Origin of the sequence: Streptomyces sp. NPDC007901 (assembly GCF_042959465.1) — a bacterium.
GTDB lineage: Bacteria > Actinomycetota > Actinomycetes > Streptomycetales > Streptomycetaceae > Streptomyces.
In genome coordinates this window covers 1-19,155 of sequence record NZ_JBIBKW010000026.1, presented here as the reverse complement: position 1 = coordinate 19,155, position 19,155 = coordinate 1, and the positions used below count along the sequence as shown (strand labels likewise).

The window sequence follows — 19,155 nt, the reverse complement described above, 5'->3', positions numbered from 1 at the left end:
TGGGTGGCGGGATGCGCGGGTGGCGGGGGTCAGCCGGTGAGTTTGTTCATGCTGCGGATCTGCTTGTCCAGGACCCAGGCGGGAGCGAAGCGGAGCAGGCGTGCGCGTCCGGCCGTGGGGCCGGCGGCGTAGCGCAGTTTCGGCTTGGTGTCGGTGGCTGCCGTGACGATGGCCTTGGCGACCACGGCGGGGTCGTCGCCGGCCTTGATCGCCTCCGTCATCAGGCGGTCGAAGATGTGCCGCTGGTCGGCGTAGGTCTGCAGGGGGGTGTCGGGCTTGGCGCTGTTGGCCTCGAATCCGGTGTTGGTGTAGGCGGGTTCGACGAGGAGCGAGCGGACGCCGTACGGGCGGACCTCGTGGTCCAGGGACTGGGAGTAGCCCTCGATCGCGTGCTTGGAGGCGCCGTAGACGGCCATGTAGGGGGCGGGGATGAAGCCCTGTACGGACGAGAGGTTGATGATGCGTCCGCGTCCCTGGGCACGCATGTGCGGCAGGACCTCCTTCACCATGCGCATGACGCCGAAGACGTTGATGTCGAAGACGCCCTGGGCCTGCGTGAGGGAGGTTTCCTCGGCCGCGCCGATCGAGCCGATGCCGGCGTTGTTGACCAGGACGTCGATCCGCCCGAAGCGGCCGATCACCTGCTGGACCACGGCAGCCACCGACTTGTCGCTGACCACGTCGAGGTCGAAGAACGTCACCCCCCGCAGCGGGGTGACGCGTGAGGTGTCGCGGCCCGTGCCGGCCACCTCGAAACCCGCCGCGACCAGCGCGAGCGCGGTCTGCTTGCCGATGCCGGAGGACGCGCCCGTCACCAGGGCAACCGGCCGATTTGTCGTCATCATGCACTCCCGAAGCCATCTGGGAAACCGGCCGGTTTCCCCTTGGCCTCACTGTAAAGTGATCGGTTTACATTGCGCAAGCTCAAGCACGGAACTGATCCCAGGCCGCGCCGCCGGCCGGCTTCAGGTGGAGCTGACCGGCGCCCGCCGGCATGGCGGCACGCACCGGATGAGCAGGCATGAGAGATGTGGGAGCGCCATCCCCGCGCTGCGATCGCGAGTTCGCGCTCAAGGGCCGCTACGGCACCTCTGCCGAGGCGATTGCCAAGCGGGTCGGTGTCACGCAGCCGTACCTCTTCCGACTCCTCCCGGGCGAGAAGGCGATCGTCGCCGCCTTGGCGCGGAGCACGGAAGACGCCTGCTCAGCGTTCGAGAGCGTGGGCAAAAGGAAAGGATGAGGGGCACGAGCGGGCCTCCCGCGCCATGGGCAGCCCAATGGCGATCGGTTACGCGGCCGATCTCGGCACACCCCGAAGCGCTCCATATGCGGATGCAGGGGTACGCCGTCGTGGCAGCCGCCAACGCACGGGGCAATGACCAGATCGGCGAGCGTCCGGGCCAGCCGGATGAGGTTCCCGGACACCATGACCAAGCCCTGCCGCTGGGCGCCAATGCCGACAAGACCACAGCCTCCCCCGCGCCCGGCTGCTCATCAATTCCCTTACGATCATCGGGCTTTGCCTCGAGTACCGGGGAGTCAGGGCATCAAGCGGCTCGGGCCGTGCCGGTTACCTGAGACCGGCATCAGCTCGGAGAACACATCAGTCACCGAACCTGCCCGGAAAGGCGATGCGTCAGCGCATGCCTGCCCCATCGAGCAGGGCGGCCACAGTGGGCGCGATGAGCCCGGTCAGGTGCAGTCGGCGCCGATCCCCGCGCGGGCACTGGCGCCATCAAGACCAGGATCAGCTGTCGGGCCAGCAGGTCGGGATCACTCACCCCTCCCCGTTCGGCCTCGGCACGGAAAAGGCCGTCAGCCCTCCCTTGATCCTGTGTGCCACCTGGCTCGTAGGGTGACTCTGATCCTTCAGCTAGATCTGCACAGCCAGGTACCGGCAGTCGCGGAACTCGGGCGCACACGCCTGCAGTTCCGCGGGCTCGAATACGTGCAGGATCCGCTTGCGGGGTGAACGGGGGCGTGGGCTGCCGTCCGGGGAAAGCTCCTGAAGGAATCCGGGCCTGCGTGATCAGGGCTGATCGCTGATGGCTCGGTAGGCCGCGATGAACAGGGTGTGGCACAGGTCGAGCAGCTCTTCGACGGTCGCGTTCTGGTGACCGAGCGTCCAGTCCACGAGGAGTTCGTTGACTCCGCCGACCAGGCTCATCGCGGTCATGGTGAGCCGGCTGGAGGGGGCTTCCGGGGCGGGGAGCGGTCCGACGACCGCGGCAACCATTGCGGCGAATTCGTGCAGGACCTCACGGCGACGCACTTCGAGGCGAGGGCTGGCGCCCACGACCTCGATGAGCACCAGGCGGGCCATGCGGGCGTCGCCGGCCAGTGTGCGGATGAACACCTCAAGGCCGGCGCGCAGTTGGGCGTCGACATCGGGTGCGGCAGCGGCTGCGGCCTGCGCGGTTTCGGCGCTGATCGTAGCGATCAGGTCGTTGTAGACCCCGGCGAGAAGGTCTTCGCGGTCGCGGAACGACTCGTAGAAGTAGCGCTGGGTCAGTCCGGCATGCGAGCACACCTGCTTGACGGAGACCGACGCGTATCCGGACGTGCCGAACAGGTCGAGGCCCGCCTGGATGAGTCGGGTGCGGCGCTCCTGCTGTCGTTGCGCCGCTTCACGTCCGCCGTAGCGCCGCCCGGCGGTCTGTGTGCCGGTCATTTCTCCCCTTCGCAGAGGTGTTGACACCGGTGTGCTCCGAACTGACACTCTAGCTTGTCACTTCATCTGACACGTCAACGTGTCAGAAGCGTGTGGGGGCCGCTTGCCGCTCAGCGGTCCGCTCGTGCTCAGGGCAAGGAAGGGGCTCGACCGTGGCAGCACCGCCCAAACACCCGTACGTGTTCAGTCGAAGAGACCGCCAGGGGCTCTCCCGCACACAACCGCTGACCGGCCGAGTGATCGCGGTCACCGGGGCGGGCCGCGGGATCGGGCGTGCCGTCGCAGCCCGGCTCGCTGCGGCCGGAGCCGCCGTGGCGATCGGCGATCTCGACGCGGAGCTTGCCAGGGAGACGGCCGGCGCCATCGGCGCGCGTCCCGGTGGCCGACTGCTCGGGCTGTCTCTCGACGTCACCGACACACCTTCCTTCGATGACTTCCTGCGCACCGTCGAGACCGAGCTGGGGCCGATCGACGTACTGATCAACAACGCCGGAATCATGTGGGTGGGCCCCTTCGAGGAGGAACCGGAGGAAGCCGCCCTGCGCCAGTTCGACGTCAACGTCCACGGCGTACTGCGTGGGATGAAACTGGTGATCCCGCAGATGCGGAAACGCGGGCGCGGCCACGTGGTGAACATCGCCTCGGCTGCCAGCAAGGTCGCCCCGGCCGGCGAGGCGACCTACGCGGCGACGAAGCACGCCCTCCACGGCTACAGCACCGCCGTCCGCACCGAACTGCGTGGCACCGGCGTGCAGGTGTCCCTGGTGATGCCCGGCGTAGTGGACACCGAGCTGGCCGTGGGCACCGCGGCTGGCCGCACCCCACGCCTGACGACAGATCAGGTGGCCGACGCCGTGCTCGATGTCGTGCTGCGCCCGCGGTTCGAGGTCTTCGTTCCACGCCAGATAGCCGCCCTGACCCGGCTGGCCGCGCTGCTGCCGGGCCGTGCCCGCGACGCCCTGCATCACTTCCTTGTCCCCGACCAGCTCGCCGCCCTGTCCGACCGGTCGGTCCGCGCGGCCTACGAGCAGCGCACCCGGACCGCCCGCCATCCCGGAAGTTGAGCCCGTGACCACCACGCCCAAGCCGGCGCCCAGCGCGGAGAAGGCCCAGGACGCCGCCGCTCCGCGTCCCATCCCCGAATTCGAAGGTGTCCACGACGTATGGCCCCGCGGTGACCGGCTGCGGGCCGTGCGCCGCGCCGCGGCCGCCTACCGTGAGCGGTTCGTCCAGCAGGGCCGCATCCACGCCGTCCGCAGTTTCGACATCGCCGCCGCCCCGTACCCGACCCGGTTCGGCTTCCACGGCGCCGCGCTCGCCGTCAACCCGTTCGTGAGCATCATCAACCGGATGCTCGTCGTGCAGTTCGACGGCTTCGACGGTCAGCCGAAAACACTCGTGTGGGAGCCGACCGTCGCCGCCGGAACGGCTCAAGCGCCGTTCTACGCCCAGCTCAAGCGGCTGGCGGGGGACTTTCTCACCGAGCACGTTTTCGCCCGCTTCTACCAGGACCCGAACACCGTCCTGCCCTCCTGCGGTCTGCGACCCGAGGACGTGGACTTCGTCAGCTTCGACCACCTGCACGTCCAGGACGTGCGCATGATCATGGGAAGTACCAGGACGATTCCGGGCGAACGGGCGCCCCGCGATGCGCTGTTCCCGCGCGCCAGGCTGCTGGTGCATCGCAGGGAGCTGGGCACCTTCGAATCGGTGCATCCGATGCAGTGGGCCTGGTACGTCGACGGAGGCATGGACGGGGTACCGGACGAGCGCGTCACCGCTTTCGACGGCGATGTCGAACTCGGTGTCGGCGTCAGCCTGTTGTGGACCCCCGGCCATACGGACGGCAACCACTCCCTGGTGCTGAACACTCCCGACGGGGTGTGGGTCTCCTCCGAGAACGGCATCTCGGCCGACAACTGGCAGCCCGAGCTCTCCCGCATCCCCGGGGTGCGCCGCCACGCCGCGTTCTACGGCCATGAGGTGGTCCCTAACGCCAACACCCTGGAGGACTCCCTCGACCAGTACGACTCCATGGTCAAGGAGAAGACCCTCGCCGACCCCAGCCGGCGCGATCCGCGCTGGCTGCAGATCCTGCCCTCCTCGGAGCTGGCCCCCTTCAAGCGGCACTGGCCGGTGCTGCCCAGCTTCTTCCACGGCGGTCTGAACTACGGCGAGTTGACCCCTGCCGGTGGTGGCCGATGACCGGCCCGGCCGCCCGCCGGATCGATGCGGACGGCGTGGAGTTGGCCGCCTACCAATGGGGAGCGTCCACGGCTCCTGCGGTGGTGCTGGTCCACGGCTATCCGGACACCAGCGCCGTGTGGCGCCCGGTCGCCGAGCACCTGGCCGACCGCTTCCACGTCACCGCCTTCGACGTGCGGGGAGCCGGTGCCTCCGACCGGCCCAGGGGTCTGCGCGCCTACCGGATGTCCCGCCTGGAAGCCGACCTGGAGGCGGTTCTCGACACCGTGAGCCCCGACCGCCCGGTGCACCTGGTCGGACACGACTGGGGATCGATCCACTCCTGGGAGTCGGTCACCGGCACCCGCCTGGCCGGGCGGATCGCCTCGTTCACCTCCATCTCCGGACCCTGCCTGGACCACGTCGGCCACCTGATCCGTGCCCGCCTCCGGCCGCGGCATCCGGACCTGCCGAAGATGCTGCGGCAGGCCGCACGGTCCTGGTACATCGCCTACTTCCATCTTCCGCTCCTGCCCGCCCTGACCTGGAGAGCACTGGGACACCGCTGGCGCGCCTTCCTCACCGGCTCCCAAGGCGTGCCCGGGGACACGCCCTACCCCGCGCCGACGCTGGCCCGCGACGCTGTATCCGGCACCGCGCTGTACCGCGCCAACATGCTGCCCCGCCTGCTACATCCCCGGAACCGGCGAACCACCGTCCCGGTTCAACTCATCATCCCCACCCGCGACTTCTGCGTCACCCCGGTGCTGTCGTACGGAGTGGAGCACTGGACGGGCCGGATACAACGGCGCCCGATCGACGCCGGGCACTGGGTACAGCTCAGCCACCCCGAGGAGATCGCGTCCCGGATCGCGGAATTCGCCAACCGCATCGAGGACGGCCCCCGCCGCACTCACACTCCGGACCACACCGCGTACCCGATCTGACAGCCCAACAGACCACCAGTACGGGACGTCTGCCTGACCGCCCCTTCGCACACACCGACCGCTGACGGAGGAACCTGTCATGTTCCGAGCCGCACATGCCCACCCGGAGCGTCCGTCCGAGCCCATCGACCACCACGACCTGGTGCTGCAACCCCGGGACGTCACCTTCGACTGGGGCACCACCCCGCTGCACTGGCTACCGGGCGAGCCCTTCGCGACCCACACCTTCGATGTGCTCCACCTCATGCTCCCCGAACTCGAACGCTGGTTCGTGCGCACCTTCGAGCAGGCACTGCCACTGATCACCGATGACCGGCTGCGCGAGGACGTACGCGGCTTCATCGGCCAGGAAGCGATGCACGCCGAGGCGCACCAGGAGGTCCTGGAGCACCTGCTCGCCAAGGGGCTGGACCCGACTCCGTACACCCTGCAGTCCGAGTGGATCTTCCGAAGGGTGCTCGGAGACCGGCCGGAGCTGACACCGGCCGCCACCCACGCGCACCTCCTCCAACGACTCGCCCTCATAGCGGCCTTCGAGCACTTCACCGCGTACATGGGTCACTGGATTCTCAGCAACGGGCACCTGGACCAGGCCGGCGCGGACCCCGCGATGCTCGATCTGTTCCGCTGGCACGGCGCGGAAGAGGTCGAACACCGCTCGGTCGCGTTCGACCTGCTGGTGCACCTCGATCCCCGCTACCGGCGCCGAGTGGTCGGCATGCTCGTCACCGCTCCGGTGCTGACCCGGCTGTGGATCCGCGGAGTCCGCTTCCTGATGAGCGCCGACCCCGAACTCGACGATCGGTTCGAGGTCCGCTTCCGCGACTACCTGACCGCGGCCCACAAGGACCTGTTGCCCCCGCCGGGCTCGTTCGCCCGCTCGGTGCTGCGCTACTTCCGCCCCGGCTACCACCCGACGCAAGAGGGCTCGACCCAGCTGGCGGTCGCCTACCTGGCGGCGTCCCCCGCTGCCCGAGCGGCTGCCCAGTGACCCGGCAACCAGCAAGGCAACCCATGAACACCATCACACCCGTCACCCGGCCACCGGACCTGTACGGCAGGCCGCGCAGCGACTCCTTCATGCAGAAGCTGGCGGCTTTCAGCGACCACGCGGTCACGCGCCTCGCGCGGCGCAGCGCTCCTCCCCGACGTCCGCCGGCCACCGAGATGCCCGTGATCCGGGAACTGGTGGTCGCCACCAAGCACCAAGAGGCCGAGGACGTCGTCTCCCTGCGGCTGGCAGCACCCGACGGGGCAAAACTCCCGCCCTGGCAGCCCGGCGCCCACATCGAACTGCACCTGCCCTCCGGCCGCAAGCGGCAGTACTCCCTGTGCGGCGACCCCGCCGACCGGTACCGGTACCGCATCGCGGTGCGCCGCATCGCAGGCGGCCAAGGCGGTTCGGCCGAGGTACACGACGCCCTCACAGACGGTATGCGGGTCGCCATCACCGGGCCCCGGAACGCCTTCCCCTTCGCCGCCGAGGCATCCATCCTGCTCATCGCAGGCGGCATCGGCATCACCCCCATCCTGCCGATGGCCCGGGAAGCCGCCCGCCGCGGGCTGGAGTGGCGGCTCGTGCACACCGGCCGCAGCCGCGGCTCGATGCCCTTCGCGGCAGAACTGGCCGAAATCGCGGCAGCAGCCCCTGACCGGGTCTCCATCCGTCCTGACGACGAGTCCGGCGCGCCCGAAACAGCCGATCTGTTGAACTTGAGCCCGGCGGCGGGTGCGGTGTACTGCTGCGGGCCCGCGCCCATGATCGACGGCGTTCGGCGCGCGTTCGGTGACAGCCGCGCGTCCGCCCTGCACTTCGAGCGTTTCGCCCCGGCCCCGATCACGGACGGCCGTCCTTTCGAACTCCAGCTGGGCGACACCGGACGGGTTCTGCCAGTGCCGTACGACCGCTCCGCCCTGGATGTTCTCCAGGAGGCCCTGCCGGACCTGCCCTTCTCCTGCCGCCAGGGGTTCTGCGGAACCTGCCGGGTACGGGTGGCCCAGGGCCACGTCGATCACCGTGACCGCCGGCTCACCGCAACCGAACGAGCGGCCGGCGCCATGCTGCCCTGCGTCTCACGCGCACCGGAAGGAGAGCGGTTGGTGCTGGAGGTGTGAGCGATGGCCGAGCGCCCGTCGAGGAGGTCTTGCGTGACGCCCTCCGGCCCTCTTGCCAACGCCGTCAGAGGGGGCTGCACGGTGAGCGGTGTAACTCTTGAGCTGGAAGCGGCAGTTGATGACTGACGTGACGAGTGACACCGAGGGGCCGGGAAGGCTGCTGTGAGGGGGGCGAGCGCCGTGGATGACGGTTGGTCGCCGAGTTGGTTGCGCGGGCTCAGGCCGGTGGCGTGAAGCTCACCGGGGAGGGCGGCCTCCTGCAACAGCTGACCAAGCGGGTGCCGGAATCTGCGCTGGAGGGCGAGCTCACTGATCATCTGGGGCACGAGCCCGGTGAGCGGGCCGCGGGTGGCCGGGGGAACTACCGCAACAGGCACCGGGCCCAGCCGGTGTCGTCAAGGTATAAGTACCCCGTCGTCGCCGAGCTTCTCGGCGACGTGTGTCTGCGGGTCGTCGCGGATGTCGTCGGCACTCCAGGTGGCTCCGTTGAGCAGCCGCTGCAGGCCATCGAGGGGGCGGAGGCCAGCGTATTCGGCCAGTTGTCAGCCGTTCTTGCGGCCGACCGGGCCGAGCAGGGCACGGACGTAGTCCCGCATACGGCTTCGCAGGTCCGCGCGGCCGAAGCCGTGGCCGATGCGGAGGAAGAGGTCTTCGAGTTCGCGGTCCCAGGTCGTGTCCGCAAGGTCGTCGATCACGTGGGGAGACTGCCCGGATCGCACCGCGGCCAGTTCTGGTATCGACTCCTTGGAGGGGCGGTCCGCCAAGACACGGCAGCTGTAGTTGGTGAGGCGTAGGGCGTGCGGAAACGGGCTGCGCTTACTGGGCAGCCCGGTTCCGGTGGATTTGCTTGGCCACGGTAGTCAGGACTACCAGCGGGGCCGCAACGCAGGCGATGTAGAGCACGATCAGCGCCAGCCCGGGATGGGCACCGGGGGCTATGTCCGAGTTGAACGCCAGCGACGGCTTGACGTGGTGCCAGCGGGTGATCTCGAAGTACATCAGGTACCAGGAACCGATCCACACCACGCCACCGAGCCACTTCACGAGTCGCATCCTTTGTACCTACCGCCGTTGGCGTCTACTGGTCAACGTGGTGGGTGGGGTGCCGGCGGGTAGAGGTGCGGCCACCTGCATCGTGATCGTTTGTGAAGACGGAAAACGAAGCGGTGGCCGCGCAGGCCACGGTAGTACACGCCGGGTGGGGCGAGTCCTTCGAGGCTTTGATGGGCCGAGTGGCGGGGTGCTTCCCACGCTGAGAGACGCGGTTGACCTGCCGGAACATGGTTCAGGGGCAGCTGATGGTCAAGGACTCGGCGAACTGCTGGTCGCTGGCCGAGGCGATCGGCCACACCGGCCCGCACGTGTTGCAGCACTTCCTCTCCCGGGCCCGCTTCGATACCGAGGCGATACGCCGGTCGGCCGCGGCCTGGACGGTGGAGCAACTCGGCGACCGAGAAGTGATGTTGGTGGTGGACGAGACGGGCGATGAGAAATCCTCCCTCGACGCGGTCAGCGCGGCCCGCCAGTACTCCGGTGCCCTGGGCGGGATCGGACTGTGCCAGGTCGCGGTGCACCTGTCCTACGTGAGCGCCGACGGACACGCGCTGATCGACCGCCGCCTCTACCTGGGCGAGGCATGGGCCGCCGACGACGAACGCCGTGAACTGACCGGTGTGCCCGACGAGACAGCGTTCGCCACCAAGCCGCAGCTGGCCGGCGCCATGCTTGCCGAAGCACACGCCTCGGGCATCCGCACCGCGTGGGTGGCGGCCGACGAGGTCTACGGCGGCCGCGAGTTACGCCGCCGCATCCGCTCCCTGGGCTACGGCTATGCGATCACCGTGCCCACCAGCCACCACGTCACCACACCAGGCGGCGGGAAGAGCAAGGTCACCGCGCTGCTGGAACGGGTGCCCAAGCGGGCCTGGATGCGGCTGAAGACCGGCCACGGCACCAAGGGTGAGCGGCTCTACGACTGGGCGATGATCGACGTGCACCCCGACGACACCCCGCCCGGCCAGGCCGCCGGGCACAGCCAGGTTCTCATCCGCCGCCACCGCCGTACCGGCCCCCTCTCCTTCTACCGCACCTGGCACCTCGACCCGCAACCGATATCGGTGCTGGTCAGCGCGGTCTGCCGCCGGTGGCGCGTCGAGGAGGACTTCCAAGGGGCCAAGGGCCTGGCCCACCTCGACGAGGGCCAGGTCACCTGCTGGACCTCCTGGCACCGCTGGAGCCTGATGAGCGTGCTCGCCTACGCCCTCCTGACCGTCGGCGCCCTCCAGCAGCAGCGACACACGACCCCCGCCGATCCCGACGACGACCTGGCCATGGTGCCCGTCAGCCCGCACGAACTCCTCGCCCTGATCAGGGCCTTCGCCCTGCCCCGCCCCCGCCAGGACGCCGATCCCGCACACGTGCTCCGCTGGTCCCACTGGCGCCGCCGACATCAGCATCGCGCAGCCGACTGCCACCGTCGCTGGAACAACGTCACAGCAGTAGCCATCGCATGACAGAAACCTCACGCCTCACGAACTACAGCTGCCGTGTGAGACTTGGGCGTCAATTCCGGTTCGGTCGAGGGCTCGGTAGTTATGTATGGCTCTGTATTTCTGTCGCTTGCCGCTTCCGGAGGAGCTGACCCCCAGTCTCGCGACCGGCCGCGAGACTGGAAATTGGGGCCAGAGACTGCCGTTGGGCCTGCCTCCTTAGGAGAGCTGATGGCGACGATCGGGGATCGGACTGGAATCCATGCATCTGTGTGTGGCCAGTGTGAAGTCGGTGCCACGCGGCATCTCGTTCGCGGTGAATTGCGACTCGGTACCGTTTGGGGTTTGAGTTCTGGAGGTCTCTCGCTCGAAAAAGCCCATCGGTAGGTTCGATCGCTACCTACGCGTGACGCAAGTCATGTGCGAGGTCCATATGTTGGACGTCGGCGACTCGGAACGCCCCCACCGTTTCGCATCATTACGTCAGGTCGGCGAAGGCCCGGATGGCGGTGCGCTCCGGTACGGATTGAGAGCCGCGGCCTTTTCGTCGTACGGGAGTCGAGACAGCTTGCCGACGAGGGTCCACATCCTTCGCTCGTCCGCGATGTCGGCAGGCAGGACCAGCCCGAGGTTCTCAGCGAGGGGCTTACGCCCCGTGTTGACCAGGGCGCGGACCGCCGCGGCCCACTCGTCGGTGGCAGACACGGCGCAGCGGTACCACACGTGGGTCAGGCAGCCGAGCACGACGGCACTGGCGGTGAGCGTGGCGGGCCGGGCATCAGCCGAGAGCAGGGCGGCCACCGCCGCACCGGCCACCGCCACGTGGCCGGCCAGGAGCGCGATGAAGAAGTCGACGCTCGCGCGGGCGAGATCAACCTGACGGCGCAGTTGCTCCGGGGCGGTGCCGGTGAGCTCGTTCCACAGGATCTGGGTGTCGAGCCGGAAGCGGTCGTAGCCGTACTCCTCGAACCGGCGGATGGCGTTTCCGAGCCGAGTGGGTGCGATCTGCGCGTCGTTGACGGGGTAGCGGGCCAGCTTCTCGCGCAGCAAGGCTCGTTGGGCGGCCGTGCGTCTGAGGTCTGCGCGGGCAGCCTTCGCGATCCGAGGGTGCTGTGAGAGGCGTACGAGGTCGGCTCGAAGGTCCGTCGACAGCAAGGCGCCCGCCTGCGCGCGGCGTTGCAACCGCAACAGGGTCAGCCGGTCTTGGAGGTCCCACTTCTCCTGGCGGCGTCGGCCGCAGGCGTTGTCGTAAGCTCGGGCTGACCACAGCAGGTAGCCCTCCAGAATCCGGTAGAGAGGATTCTGTAGGGCATTGAGCATCAGCCCAAGCACCACGGCTCCGGCGAGCAGGAGCAGGGTCGCGTTAACGCCGGTCGTGGGCCAGAGCCTCGCGAACAGCGCGGTGTGCCGGAGGCTCGGGGCCACCGCAAAGAACAAAACAGCCAAGTTGACGGCGGCCGGCAGAATCCATCCCACCAGCAGCGTCCAGGCTCCTGCGAGCACGCCTTTGGCAATGTCGCCCACGGGTCACCACTCGTCGTCGTCGCCACCGATGTCGGGGCCGGGGGAGGTGTGCAACTGAGGTGGTGGCGGGGGCGGAGTGGCACCTGCGAACCCGCCCCGCCGCCGCTCCGAGTTCCCCCCGCCCCCGCCGCCCTCTGTGGAGACGCCCACGTCGTGCCAGGCCTTCATCAGGGCCTGGATTTCCTCACCGTGGCCGTAGCGCTCTATCGCGGCCTGGGCAGTGAGGCGGGCGAAGCCGCCGAAGTCGGCCATCTCCGGCAGCTCGCCGCCGGTTAGGACGTCGTACCAGATCTGCCCGGCCCGCTCCCAGGCGTGGCCGCCAAGGGCGGCGGCGAAGAGGTAGAAGGCGTGATTGGGAATGCCGGAGTTGATGTGCACGCCGCCGTTGTCGTACGCGGTGCGGACATAGCCGTCCATCGTCGCGGGCTGCGGGTCCTTGCCGAGGACCTCGTCGTCGTAGGCCGTGCCCGGTGCCTTGAGCGAGCGCAGGGCCACACCGTTCACGCGCGGGGAGAGGATGCCCGCGCCGATCAGCCAGTCGGCCTCGGTGGCCATCTGGCCGAACGCGTACTGCTTGACGAGCGAGCCGAACACGTCCGACATCGACTCGTTGAGGGCACCAGCCTGGCCGTGATAGCCGAGGTTGGCGGTGTACTGCGTCACGCCATGCGTGAGTTCATGGCCGATTGCGTCGATGGACTTGGTGAGGTCGAGGAAGAACTCCCCATCTCCGTCACCGAACACCATCTGCTCGCCGTTCCAGAAGGCGTTGCAGTACCCCTCGTCGTAATGGACGGTGGCCGTGAGCGGGAGACCGTCGCTGTCGAGGGAGCGGCGGCCGTAGGCATCAAAGAAGAGATCGAAGGCGGCACCGAGCCCCGTATAGGCGCGGTTCACGGCCGCGTCCCCACTCGCATCCTCGCTGTTTTCCGAAACCATCTTGGCGCCAGGCAGACCAATCCCGTGCTGCCCGTCGTAGACGGTCCGATACGGCCTGTCCGCCTCCGCCTCGGCAGGCCTGACGACCCTTGGTACGCCGAGAAGGGAGGTCAGATCCCGATGGGTGCGCTCGTAGGCGTCGCGTTCCAGGGTCCTACGCGCCGCGTACGCGAGCGCCGGGTCCGCTTGGGTGGCCAGGGGCATGAGGATGTGGGGCGGAATCAAGGTGCAGAAGATCCGATGTGCCGCCATGGCCTCACCCCCCTTAGATCGTGCGACAGACCGTAGCGTTCCGCGGGCGGCGTCGGGAGGCGAATGCCGTGTTCCGCGCGGGCGATCGCCCACTGGTCAGTTACCTCCGTAGCTGGCGGAGGTGCTCAGTGCGATGAGGATCAGCATGATCGCGGTGAGTGCGACAACATGTTCCACGTCTCAACCCTCCTGTGCGGCAACGGCGACGACGGCGGCAACTACAGGTCCTACTTATGAGTCAACGATACGGAAAGGCGAACATTTCGCATCAATTGGGACATATTGTTGGGTGCTGTGTTGAGGGCGCTACCGGGCAGGCGTGGAGCGGGAGACGCAAGTAGCCATCAAAGTAGCCATGGACGGGGACCTCCTGCACGTCTATGCAGGTGATAGCGCTGCGATGACCCTCTCTGATGTACGAGACCGGGTGGGCGACCTGGCTCCAGTTCGCCGGCTTCCTGGCGGTGGGCCTGCTGGTCTACCTCGGCTACGGGCGCCGCAACTCGACGCTGGCCACGGCGGCGGTCGTCGCTACGCCGGACGCCACTGACGCGGTACTACAGGAAGCCTGAACCACACGGCCTTGCCGGACTCGGTGGGGCGGTGCCCGCAGGACGAGCTGAGGGCGCGGATCAGCAGCAGGCCGCGCCCGCCCTCCTGCATGGGGTCGGGCTCCTCGATCACCGGACGGGTGAGGTGGCCGGGCGGCGCCGGGTCCGGGTCGTGCACCTCGACCTTGCAGCCGCTCGGCAGCAGCTCGACGACCAGCTCTATCGGCCCCTTGCCCGCGGTGTGCTCGACGGCGTTGGCGACCAGCTCCGCCGTGAGCAGCTCGGCGGTGTCGGGGTCCGCCGCGTGGTCCGTCTCCTCCATCGCCGAACGCACCAGGGCACGGGCGACCGGCACGGCCGCGACGGTGTGCGGCAGCGCGATACGCCAGGAGGCGGCGGAAGGTGGTTCGTACACGGCGATTCCGTTCATGGCGCAGGCGATCACTGCTTGTCCTGCTTTCAACTGTAGGAATGGTACGGGGCCGGTCCCGGAGGCTCTCGGCGCCCCCCGGACGGGACCTTCGCCCCGGTAACGGGTGGCTTACCCCGCCCTCCGGCCCGTCTCGCACGCCCGGCTCCACTGTTACCGCCTTATTGACGCGCCGTGACCTTGTGACGCGGTGACCGCGCACACGAAGATGCCCCCGGCGATCGCCGGGGGCATCTTTCGCGCGTGAGTGGCTGGGCTCAGCCGAACTCGACCATGCCCGCCGTGAGCGTCGCGCCGTCCGCCGGGTCGATCAGGATGAACGCGCCGGTACGACGGGAGACCGCGTAGGCGTCCAGCGGCAGCGACTCGGCGCTGCGCAGGGTGATCCGTCCCAGGTCGTTGGCGGTCAGCTCGGTGGCGCCCGCCAGGTCCCGGACGATCGCCTTGACGGTCCGGGTGGCGTGCTTGAGCAGCACCCGGTCGCCGACCCTGAGCGGCCGGTCGGCCAGATGGCAGACGGCCGCCGTGACGTCCTGGGTGAGCACCGGCACCTCGGTACCGGCGGTGATCATGTCACCGCGCGAGACGTCCCGCTGGTCGGCCAGGCGCACCCCGATGGACTGCGGGGCGTGGGCCGACTCGACGGCGGTGCCCAGCACGTCGATCGCCGCGATCTCGGAGGTCTCCCCGGACGGGTGGACGGTGACCCGGTCGCCGACCCGCAGCGAGCCGGAGACCAGCTGGCCCGCGTAGTGACGGATGTCACCGTGGCGGATGACGTACTGGACCGGGAAGCGGGCCGGGGCGTCGGCCGCGTCCGCGGCGACCGGGACGTTCTCCAGGAACTCCAGGAGCGCCGGGCCGTCGTACCAGTCCATCCGCGTGGACCGGTCGACGACGTTGTCGCCGACGAGCGCGGAGACCGGGATCGCGGTGACCTCCGGGAGCCCCAGCTCGGCGGTCTGCGCGGTGAAGTCGGCGACGATCCGCTCGAACTCGGCCCGCTCGTACCCGACCAGGTCCATCTTGTTGACGGCGAGGACGACATGCGGGACCCGGAGCAGGGCGGCCACGGCCGCGTGCCGGCGGGTCTGCTCGACGATCCCGTTGCGGGCGTCGACCAGGACGATCGCCAGTTCGGCGGTGGAGGCGCCGGTGACCATGTTCCGGGTGTACTGCACATGCCCCGGGGTGTCGGCGAGGATGAACCGGCGCTTCGGGGTGGCGAAGTAGCGGTAGGCCACGTCGATGGTGATGCCCTGCTCGCGCTCGGCGCGCAGCCCGTCGGTGAGCAGGGCCAGGTCGGGGGCGTCCTTGCCACGGCTGAGGGAGGCCTGCTCGACGGCCTCCAGCTGGTCGGCGAGGACCGACTTGGAGTCGTGCAGCAGCCGTCCCACGAGGGTGGACTTGCCGTCGTCGACCGAGCCGGCGGTCGCGAACCGCAAGGTGTCGATGGTCGTGGTCATGCTTAGAAGTACCCCTCGCGCTTGCGGTCTTCCATCGCGGCCTCGGAGAGCTTGTCGTCGGCACGCGTGGCGCCGCGCTCGGTGAGCCGGGAGGCGGCGATCTCGGCGATCACCTTCTCGATGCTGTCGGCGTCGGAGTCCACCGCGCCCGTGCAGGACATGTCACCGACGGTCCGGTAGCGCACCTGCCGCTTCTCGACGGTCTCGTGCTCACGGGGGCCGCCCCACTCGCCGGCGGTCAGCCACATGCCGCCGCGCCGGAACACCTCGCGGTGGTGGGCGTAGTAGATCTCCGGCAGCTCGATGGCCTCGCGGGCGATGTACTGCCAGACGTCCAGCTCGGTCCAGTTGGAGAGCGGGAAGACACGGACGTGCTCGCCGGGGGCGTGCCGGCCGTTGTACAGGTTCCACAGCTCGGGGCGCTGGCGGCGCGGGTCCCACTGGGAGAACTCGTCGCGCAGCGAGAACACCCGTTCCTTGGCGCGGGCCTTCTCCTCGTCCCGGCGGCCGCCGCCGAAGACCGCGTCGAACTTCTCGCTCTGGATCTTCTCCGTCAGCGGCACGGTCTGGAGCGGGTTGCGGACGCCGTCCGGGCGCTCGCGCAGCACACCCCGGTCGATGTAGTCCTGCACGGAGGCGACATGCAGCCGCAGCCCGTGCCGCTCCACCGTGCGGTCCCGGTACTCCAGGACCTCGGAGAAGTTGTGCCCGGTGTCGACGTGCAGCAGCGAGAAGGGGACCGGCGCGGGCGCGAACGCCTTCAGCGCCAGGTGCAGCATGACGATGGAGTCCTTGCCGCCGGAGAACAGGATCACCGGCCGCTCGAACTCGCCCGCCACCTCGCGGAAGATGTGGACCGCCTCGGACTCCAGCGCGTCCAGGTGGGACAGCGTGAAGGTGCTCATACCAGCCCCCGCTCCGCCAGCAGCGCGTGCACCGCGTCCGCCGACTCCTGCGGGGTCTGGTGCTCGGTGTGCAGCACCAGCGCCGGGTCGGTGGGCGGCTCGTACGGGTCGTCGACGCCGGTCAGCCCGGTCATCTCGCCCGCCGCCTGCTTGGCGTACAGGCCCTTCACGTCCCGCTCGCTGCACACCTCGACCGGGGTCGCCACATGCACCTCCAGGTACGGCGTCCCGCTCTTCTCGTGCCGGGCCCGCACCGCCTCACGGCTGTCCGCGTAGGGGGCGATGACCGGGACCACGGAGAGCACGCCGTTGCGCGCGAGCACCTCGGAGACCAGCCCGATGCGCTGGACGTTGGTGTTCCGGTCCTCCCGGGAGAAGCCGAGGCCGGCCGAGAGGAAGCGGCGTATCTCGTCGCCGTCGAGGACCTCCACGCGGTGTCCCTGGGCCTTGAGCCGGTCGCCGAGGAGCCGGGCGATCGTCGTCTTGCCCGCGCTCGGCAGCCCCGTCAGCCAGACCGTGGCCCCCTGAGCCCTTGGCGTGGTGGTCATCCGCAACAGACCTCTTCCTTACCTACTACTCAAACTCGCGTACGACCCGTCGAAGAGTAGGTAAGAAGTCTGAGAGGAGTGGTTAAGGAAGCTGAGGTTTAGCTGAGTGACTCGTGGTACGCAAGAGGTCACAGGGTCCTGCAATGAACATTTCACAGACCTGGTTCCATTCACAGCGGGTGTGAGTGTTCACAGGCCGACGAAGGCGCCCCCCGCGTCCCGCAGCCGCTCGTGCAGCGCGCGGAAGACGGCCGCCGAGCGGATGCCCGGCCAGTCCGCGGGCAGCAGGTCCGTCGGCAGCCCCGGGTCGGTGTACGGCAGAAGGCGCCAGGAGTCGAGGGCGAGGAGGTAGTCGCGGTAGGCGTCCTCGGGCGGGGTGTCCGTCCGGTGCTCCCAGCCGCGCAGCACCGGTTCATGGGCGTCGAGGAACTGCTCGTGCGCCTTGGCGATCGCCGTCAGGTCCCACCAGCGGGCGACCGCCTCGGTGGTCGGCGCGAAGCCGAGATGATCGCCGCGGAAGAAGTCCACGTACGGGTCGAGGCCGAGCCGGCGCAGGGTGTGCCACGTCTCCTCGAACAGCCGGGCCGGGGCGATCCACACCCCCGGCGCGGCCGTGCCGAAGCCGAGCCCGGCCAGCCGGGAGCGGAGCACATGCCGCTTCTGCCGCTCCGACTCGGGCACCGAGAACACCGCGAGCACCCAGCCCGCGTCCTGCGGCGGCGGCGCCGCGTACACCCGGCGGTCGCCGTCGTCGAGCAGCTGCCGTGCCTCGGCGGAGACCTCGTACCCGGCGGCGCCCTGCGCGGTTCTGGCCGGGGACAGCAGCCCGCGCCGTTTCAGCCGGGACACCGACGAGCGTACGGAGGGGGCGTCCACGCCCACGGCGGCCAGCAGCCGGATCAGCTCGGCGACGGGCACCGGGCCGGGCAGGAAGCGGCCGTACGCGCCGTAGAGCGTGACGATGAGGGACCTCGGGGCGTGTTGCTCGGGCACGTTGATCATTTTAGGTCCCCGGCATCACTGCTGGTCACCTCAGGTTCCCGGCTGAACGTGAGTCAGGAACGCGGGGCCCGGCCCCAGGCGGCGACCAGGGCCGGCGCGAGGTCGGTGAACGCGGGGTCCGCGAAGCGCGGCCGGGAGGTCGGCGGTGCGGACGTCCAACTGCCGGACGTCCAGCCGCGGATCGGCCGTCCCGTCGAGGAACCGGGTGTCGAGGTCGGCGGCGGTGACCGTGCCCCGCGGACAGCGGGCGAGCAGCCGGCGGGCGATGGTGCCGAGGCCGGCGCCGACGTCCAGACAGCGGCTGTCCGGGGCGAGCGGGAGCGCGTCGAGTACGGCGACGGTGGCCGGGTCGCAGGCGTCCGCCAGGGCCGCCAGGCGGTCCGCCTCGCCGGGCCTGGACTGCCCGAGCAGCCGTTCGCCGTAGCCGCCGTGGTCGTCGGGGGTGGGCATGCAGCCTTTGTAGCGGTGTCGTGGCCGGTGCTCCCCCCGACTCGCCCGGTGCCGGCTCAGGCGGCGACGGCGAGCCGGTCGGCCGGGCCGCGCCGCGGCGGCACCACGCTGCCGTCGGGGTGCAGCTCACCGGTGTCGTCGAAGACGATCGCCCCGTCGCACAGCAGGGTCCAGCCCTGCTCGGGGTGGGCGGCGACGATGTGCGGGAGGCCGCGGTCGGCCGTCGCGCTCGGGGACTGGTGGGAACACATGGCGCACCTCCACGGGTAGCCTGCGGCGCGTTCGCCGCGAGACATACCCAGACCATGCTCCGGTCGTGAACGCCGGGGAACCACCCGCCGCGACCTGTGACAACACGCGGACAACTCACAGACACCCCGGACACGGTCGCCGCACGTCCGCGATACACCGGCGTCTCCGGCCCGGCGCGACATCAGCACCCCGATACGGCGGACGGCGTCCCTGCGATACGGCGCGGCGGCCCCGGTGTGGCGCGGTCGGCGTCCGCGCCCTGGTGGGACGCGCCACCGAAGGGGTGACGGTCACGCCTCGCGGTCCGGGCGCCGGGTATGCAGGGCATGCCCCCACGTTATGTTTTCCGCGGTCCTGCAAGAGGGCCGCTGGCCTCCGGGCCCGGCATGACTTTTGCCCCCTGTCGAACGGATGACCTGGGGGGTGGTGT

The 19,155-nt window shown here is 69.4% G+C and carries 21 protein-coding genes and 1 pseudogene; 8 read left to right on the top strand and 14 right to left on the bottom strand.

Features of this window, described 5'->3' with window-relative positions; translation table 11 throughout:
* Nucleotides 1–29: 29 nt before the first annotated feature.
* On the bottom strand, nucleotides 30–842 hold the full coding sequence (locus ACFZDK_RS47635; protein WP_390983511.1) for an oxidoreductase: 813 nt from the start codon (nucleotides 840–842) through the stop codon (nucleotides 30–32).
* Nucleotides 843–1,021: 179 nt separating this feature from the next.
* Here ACFZDK_RS47635 and ACFZDK_RS47630 point away from each other — a divergent pair, with 179 nt between their 5' ends.
* On the top strand, nucleotides 1,022–1,240 hold the full coding sequence (locus ACFZDK_RS47630) for a hypothetical protein (RefSeq protein WP_390983296.1): 219 nt from the start codon (nucleotides 1,022–1,024) through the stop codon (nucleotides 1,238–1,240).
* Between the two features lie 396 nt (nucleotides 1,241–1,636).
* Here the strand turns inward: ACFZDK_RS47630 and ACFZDK_RS47625 are convergent.
* Together ACFZDK_RS47625 and ACFZDK_RS47620 are read right to left on the bottom strand one after the other, a co-directional pair.
* Nucleotides 1,637–1,975: pseudogene (locus ACFZDK_RS47625) on the bottom strand (TetR/AcrR family transcriptional regulator); the annotation flags it as partial.
* A 54-nt stretch (nucleotides 1,976–2,029) separates the two neighbouring features.
* Nucleotides 2,030–2,671 carry a TetR family transcriptional regulator gene (locus tag ACFZDK_RS47620; protein WP_390983293.1) on the bottom strand — a complete coding sequence of 214 codons (642 nt, stop codon included), beginning with the start codon at nucleotides 2,669–2,671 and terminating at the stop codon, nucleotides 2,030–2,032.
* Nucleotides 2,672–2,850: 179 nt separating this feature from the next.
* Between ACFZDK_RS47620 and ACFZDK_RS47615 the strand changes: the two genes are divergently transcribed.
* From ACFZDK_RS47615 to ACFZDK_RS47595, 5 genes are all read left to right on the top strand, one after another.
* Complete coding sequence (locus ACFZDK_RS47615; RefSeq protein WP_390983290.1) at nucleotides 2,851–3,735, top strand: SDR family NAD(P)-dependent oxidoreductase; 885 nt, start codon at nucleotides 2,851–2,853, stop codon at nucleotides 3,733–3,735.
* Nucleotides 3,736–3,739: 4 nt separating this feature from the next.
* Nucleotides 3,740–4,876 carry a hypothetical protein gene (locus ACFZDK_RS47610; RefSeq protein WP_390983287.1) on the top strand — a complete coding sequence of 379 codons (1,137 nt, stop codon included), beginning with the start codon at nucleotides 3,740–3,742 and terminating at the stop codon, nucleotides 4,874–4,876.
* Nucleotides 4,873–5,802 (top strand): alpha/beta fold hydrolase, encoded by a 930-nt coding sequence (locus ACFZDK_RS47605; protein ID WP_390983284.1) that lies wholly within the window; start codon nucleotides 4,873–4,875, stop codon nucleotides 5,800–5,802. Before ACFZDK_RS47610 ends, ACFZDK_RS47605 begins: the two co-directional genes overlap by 4 nt.
* A gap of 79 nt (nucleotides 5,803–5,881) precedes the next feature.
* A complete protein-coding gene (locus tag ACFZDK_RS47600; RefSeq protein ID WP_390983281.1) occupies nucleotides 5,882–6,793 on the top strand; it encodes a metal-dependent hydrolase in 912 nt (303 codons plus the stop codon).
* Nucleotides 6,794–6,816: 23 nt separating this feature from the next.
* The gene (locus tag ACFZDK_RS47595; protein ID WP_390983278.1) at nucleotides 6,817–7,917 is read left to right on the top strand and encodes a 2Fe-2S iron-sulfur cluster-binding protein; all 1,101 of its coding nucleotides are present in this window, start codon (nucleotides 6,817–6,819) and stop codon (nucleotides 7,915–7,917) included.
* A gap of 542 nt (nucleotides 7,918–8,459) precedes the next feature.
* Here the strand turns inward: ACFZDK_RS47595 and ACFZDK_RS47590 are convergent.
* Nucleotides 8,460–8,612: a hypothetical protein gene (locus ACFZDK_RS47590; RefSeq protein WP_159063962.1), complete on the bottom strand. Its 153-nt coding sequence runs from the start codon at nucleotides 8,610–8,612 to the stop codon at nucleotides 8,460–8,462.
* Between the two features lie 121 nt (nucleotides 8,613–8,733).
* The gene (locus ACFZDK_RS47585; RefSeq protein WP_390983275.1) at nucleotides 8,734–8,961 is read right to left on the bottom strand and encodes a hypothetical protein; all 228 of its coding nucleotides are present in this window, start codon (nucleotides 8,959–8,961) and stop codon (nucleotides 8,734–8,736) included.
* Between the two features lie 236 nt (nucleotides 8,962–9,197).
* Between ACFZDK_RS47585 and ACFZDK_RS47580 the strand changes: the two genes are divergently transcribed.
* Entirely contained in the window at nucleotides 9,198–10,430 is a 1,233-nt protein-coding gene (locus tag ACFZDK_RS47580) for an IS701 family transposase (protein WP_390983273.1), read from the top strand.
* 459 nt (nucleotides 10,431–10,889) lie between these two features.
* Here ACFZDK_RS47580 and ACFZDK_RS47575 read toward each other — a convergent pair whose 3' ends face one another.
* Together ACFZDK_RS47575 and ACFZDK_RS47570 are read right to left on the bottom strand one after the other, a co-directional pair.
* A complete protein-coding gene (locus ACFZDK_RS47575; protein WP_390983270.1) occupies nucleotides 10,890–11,930 on the bottom strand; it encodes a hypothetical protein in 1,041 nt (346 codons plus the stop codon).
* Between the two features lie 3 nt (nucleotides 11,931–11,933).
* Nucleotides 11,934–13,121 (bottom strand): M4 family metallopeptidase, encoded by a 1,188-nt coding sequence (locus tag ACFZDK_RS47570; RefSeq protein WP_390983268.1) that lies wholly within the window; start codon nucleotides 13,119–13,121, stop codon nucleotides 11,934–11,936.
* A 413-nt stretch (nucleotides 13,122–13,534) separates the two neighbouring features.
* On the opposite strand from ACFZDK_RS47570, the gene ACFZDK_RS47565 reads away from it, so the two are divergent.
* Nucleotides 13,535–13,693 (top strand): amino acid permease C-terminal domain-containing protein, encoded by a 159-nt coding sequence (locus tag ACFZDK_RS47565; RefSeq protein WP_390983265.1) that lies wholly within the window; start codon nucleotides 13,535–13,537, stop codon nucleotides 13,691–13,693.
* Here the strand turns inward: ACFZDK_RS47565 and ACFZDK_RS47560 are convergent.
* The 7 genes from ACFZDK_RS47560 to ACFZDK_RS47530 all read right to left on the bottom strand — a co-directional run bounded on the left by ACFZDK_RS47560 (nucleotide 13,653) and on the right by ACFZDK_RS47530 (nucleotide 18,724).
* Nucleotides 13,653–14,102, bottom strand: a complete 450-nt coding sequence (locus ACFZDK_RS47560; protein WP_390983262.1) for an ATP-binding protein — start codon at nucleotides 14,100–14,102, stop codon at nucleotides 13,653–13,655. The two genes, ACFZDK_RS47565 and ACFZDK_RS47560, sit on opposite strands and share 41 nt — an antisense overlap.
* A gap of 257 nt (nucleotides 14,103–14,359) precedes the next feature.
* On the bottom strand, nucleotides 14,360–15,568 hold the full coding sequence (locus ACFZDK_RS47555) for a GTP-binding protein (RefSeq protein WP_390983260.1): 1,209 nt from the start codon (nucleotides 15,566–15,568) through the stop codon (nucleotides 14,360–14,362).
* Nucleotides 15,569–15,570: 2 nt separating this feature from the next.
* Nucleotides 15,571–16,473 (bottom strand): sulfate adenylyltransferase subunit CysD, encoded by a 903-nt coding sequence (gene cysD / locus ACFZDK_RS47550; protein WP_390983257.1) that lies wholly within the window; start codon nucleotides 16,471–16,473, stop codon nucleotides 15,571–15,573.
* Nucleotides 16,470–17,021, bottom strand: a complete 552-nt coding sequence (cysC, locus tag ACFZDK_RS47545; protein WP_390983254.1) for an adenylyl-sulfate kinase — start codon at nucleotides 17,019–17,021, stop codon at nucleotides 16,470–16,472. Before cysC ends, cysD begins: the two co-directional genes overlap by 4 nt.
* Nucleotides 17,022–17,210: 189 nt before the next feature.
* The gene (locus tag ACFZDK_RS47540; protein ID WP_390983251.1) at nucleotides 17,211–18,023 is read right to left on the bottom strand and encodes a PaaX family transcriptional regulator C-terminal domain-containing protein; all 813 of its coding nucleotides are present in this window, start codon (nucleotides 18,021–18,023) and stop codon (nucleotides 17,211–17,213) included.
* A 30-nt stretch (nucleotides 18,024–18,053) separates the two neighbouring features.
* Complete coding sequence (locus ACFZDK_RS47535) at nucleotides 18,054–18,473, bottom strand: methyltransferase (protein ID WP_390983249.1); 420 nt, start codon at nucleotides 18,471–18,473, stop codon at nucleotides 18,054–18,056.
* Nucleotides 18,474–18,529: 56 nt separating this feature from the next.
* Nucleotides 18,530–18,724 (bottom strand): DUF5999 family protein, encoded by a 195-nt coding sequence (locus tag ACFZDK_RS47530; protein WP_390983246.1) that lies wholly within the window; start codon nucleotides 18,722–18,724, stop codon nucleotides 18,530–18,532.
* Between the last annotated feature and the right edge of the window lie 431 nt (nucleotides 18,725–19,155).

Bases quoted from the DNA above. Each gene is read 5' to 3' on its own strand.
- cysD (WP_390983257.1), bottom strand. From the start codon at position 16,473: ATGAGCACCTTCACGCTGTCCCACCTGGACGCGCTGGAGTCCGAGGCG.
- ACFZDK_RS47570 (WP_390983268.1), bottom strand. From the start codon at position 13,121: ATGGCGGCACATCGGATCTTCTGCACCTTGATTCCGCCCCACATCCTC.
- ACFZDK_RS47555 (WP_390983260.1), bottom strand. From the start codon at position 15,568: ATGACCACGACCATCGACACCTTGCGGTTCGCGACCGCCGGCTCGGTC.
- ACFZDK_RS47565 (WP_390983265.1), top strand. From the start codon at position 13,535: ATGTACGAGACCGGGTGGGCGACCTGGCTCCAGTTCGCCGGCTTCCTG.
- ACFZDK_RS47595 (WP_390983278.1), top strand. From the start codon at position 6,817: ATGAACACCATCACACCCGTCACCCGGCCACCGGACCTGTACGGCAGG.
- ACFZDK_RS47600 (WP_390983281.1), top strand. From the start codon at position 5,882: ATGTTCCGAGCCGCACATGCCCACCCGGAGCGTCCGTCCGAGCCCATC.
- ACFZDK_RS47580 (WP_390983273.1), top strand. From the start codon at position 9,198: ATGGTTCAGGGGCAGCTGATGGTCAAGGACTCGGCGAACTGCTGGTCG.
- ACFZDK_RS47605 (WP_390983284.1), top strand. From the start codon at position 4,873: ATGACCGGCCCGGCCGCCCGCCGGATCGATGCGGACGGCGTGGAGTTG.
- cysC (WP_390983254.1), bottom strand. From the start codon at position 17,021: ATGACCACCACGCCAAGGGCTCAGGGGGCCACGGTCTGGCTGACGGGG.
- ACFZDK_RS47535 (WP_390983249.1), bottom strand. From the start codon at position 18,473: ATGCCCACCCCCGACGACCACGGCGGCTACGGCGAACGGCTGCTCGGG.
- ACFZDK_RS47635 (WP_390983511.1), bottom strand. From the start codon at position 842: ATGACGACAAATCGGCCGGTTGCCCTGGTGACGGGCGCGTCCTCCGGC.
- ACFZDK_RS47630 (WP_390983296.1), top strand. From the start codon at position 1,022: ATGAGAGATGTGGGAGCGCCATCCCCGCGCTGCGATCGCGAGTTCGCG.
- ACFZDK_RS47540 (WP_390983251.1), bottom strand. From the start codon at position 18,023: ATGATCAACGTGCCCGAGCAACACGCCCCGAGGTCCCTCATCGTCACG.
- ACFZDK_RS47530 (WP_390983246.1), bottom strand. From the start codon at position 18,724: ATGTGTTCCCACCAGTCCCCGAGCGCGACGGCCGACCGCGGCCTCCCG.
- ACFZDK_RS47620 (WP_390983293.1), bottom strand. From the start codon at position 2,671: ATGACCGGCACACAGACCGCCGGGCGGCGCTACGGCGGACGTGAAGCG.
- ACFZDK_RS47560 (WP_390983262.1), bottom strand. From the start codon at position 14,102: ATGAACGGAATCGCCGTGTACGAACCACCTTCCGCCGCCTCCTGGCGT.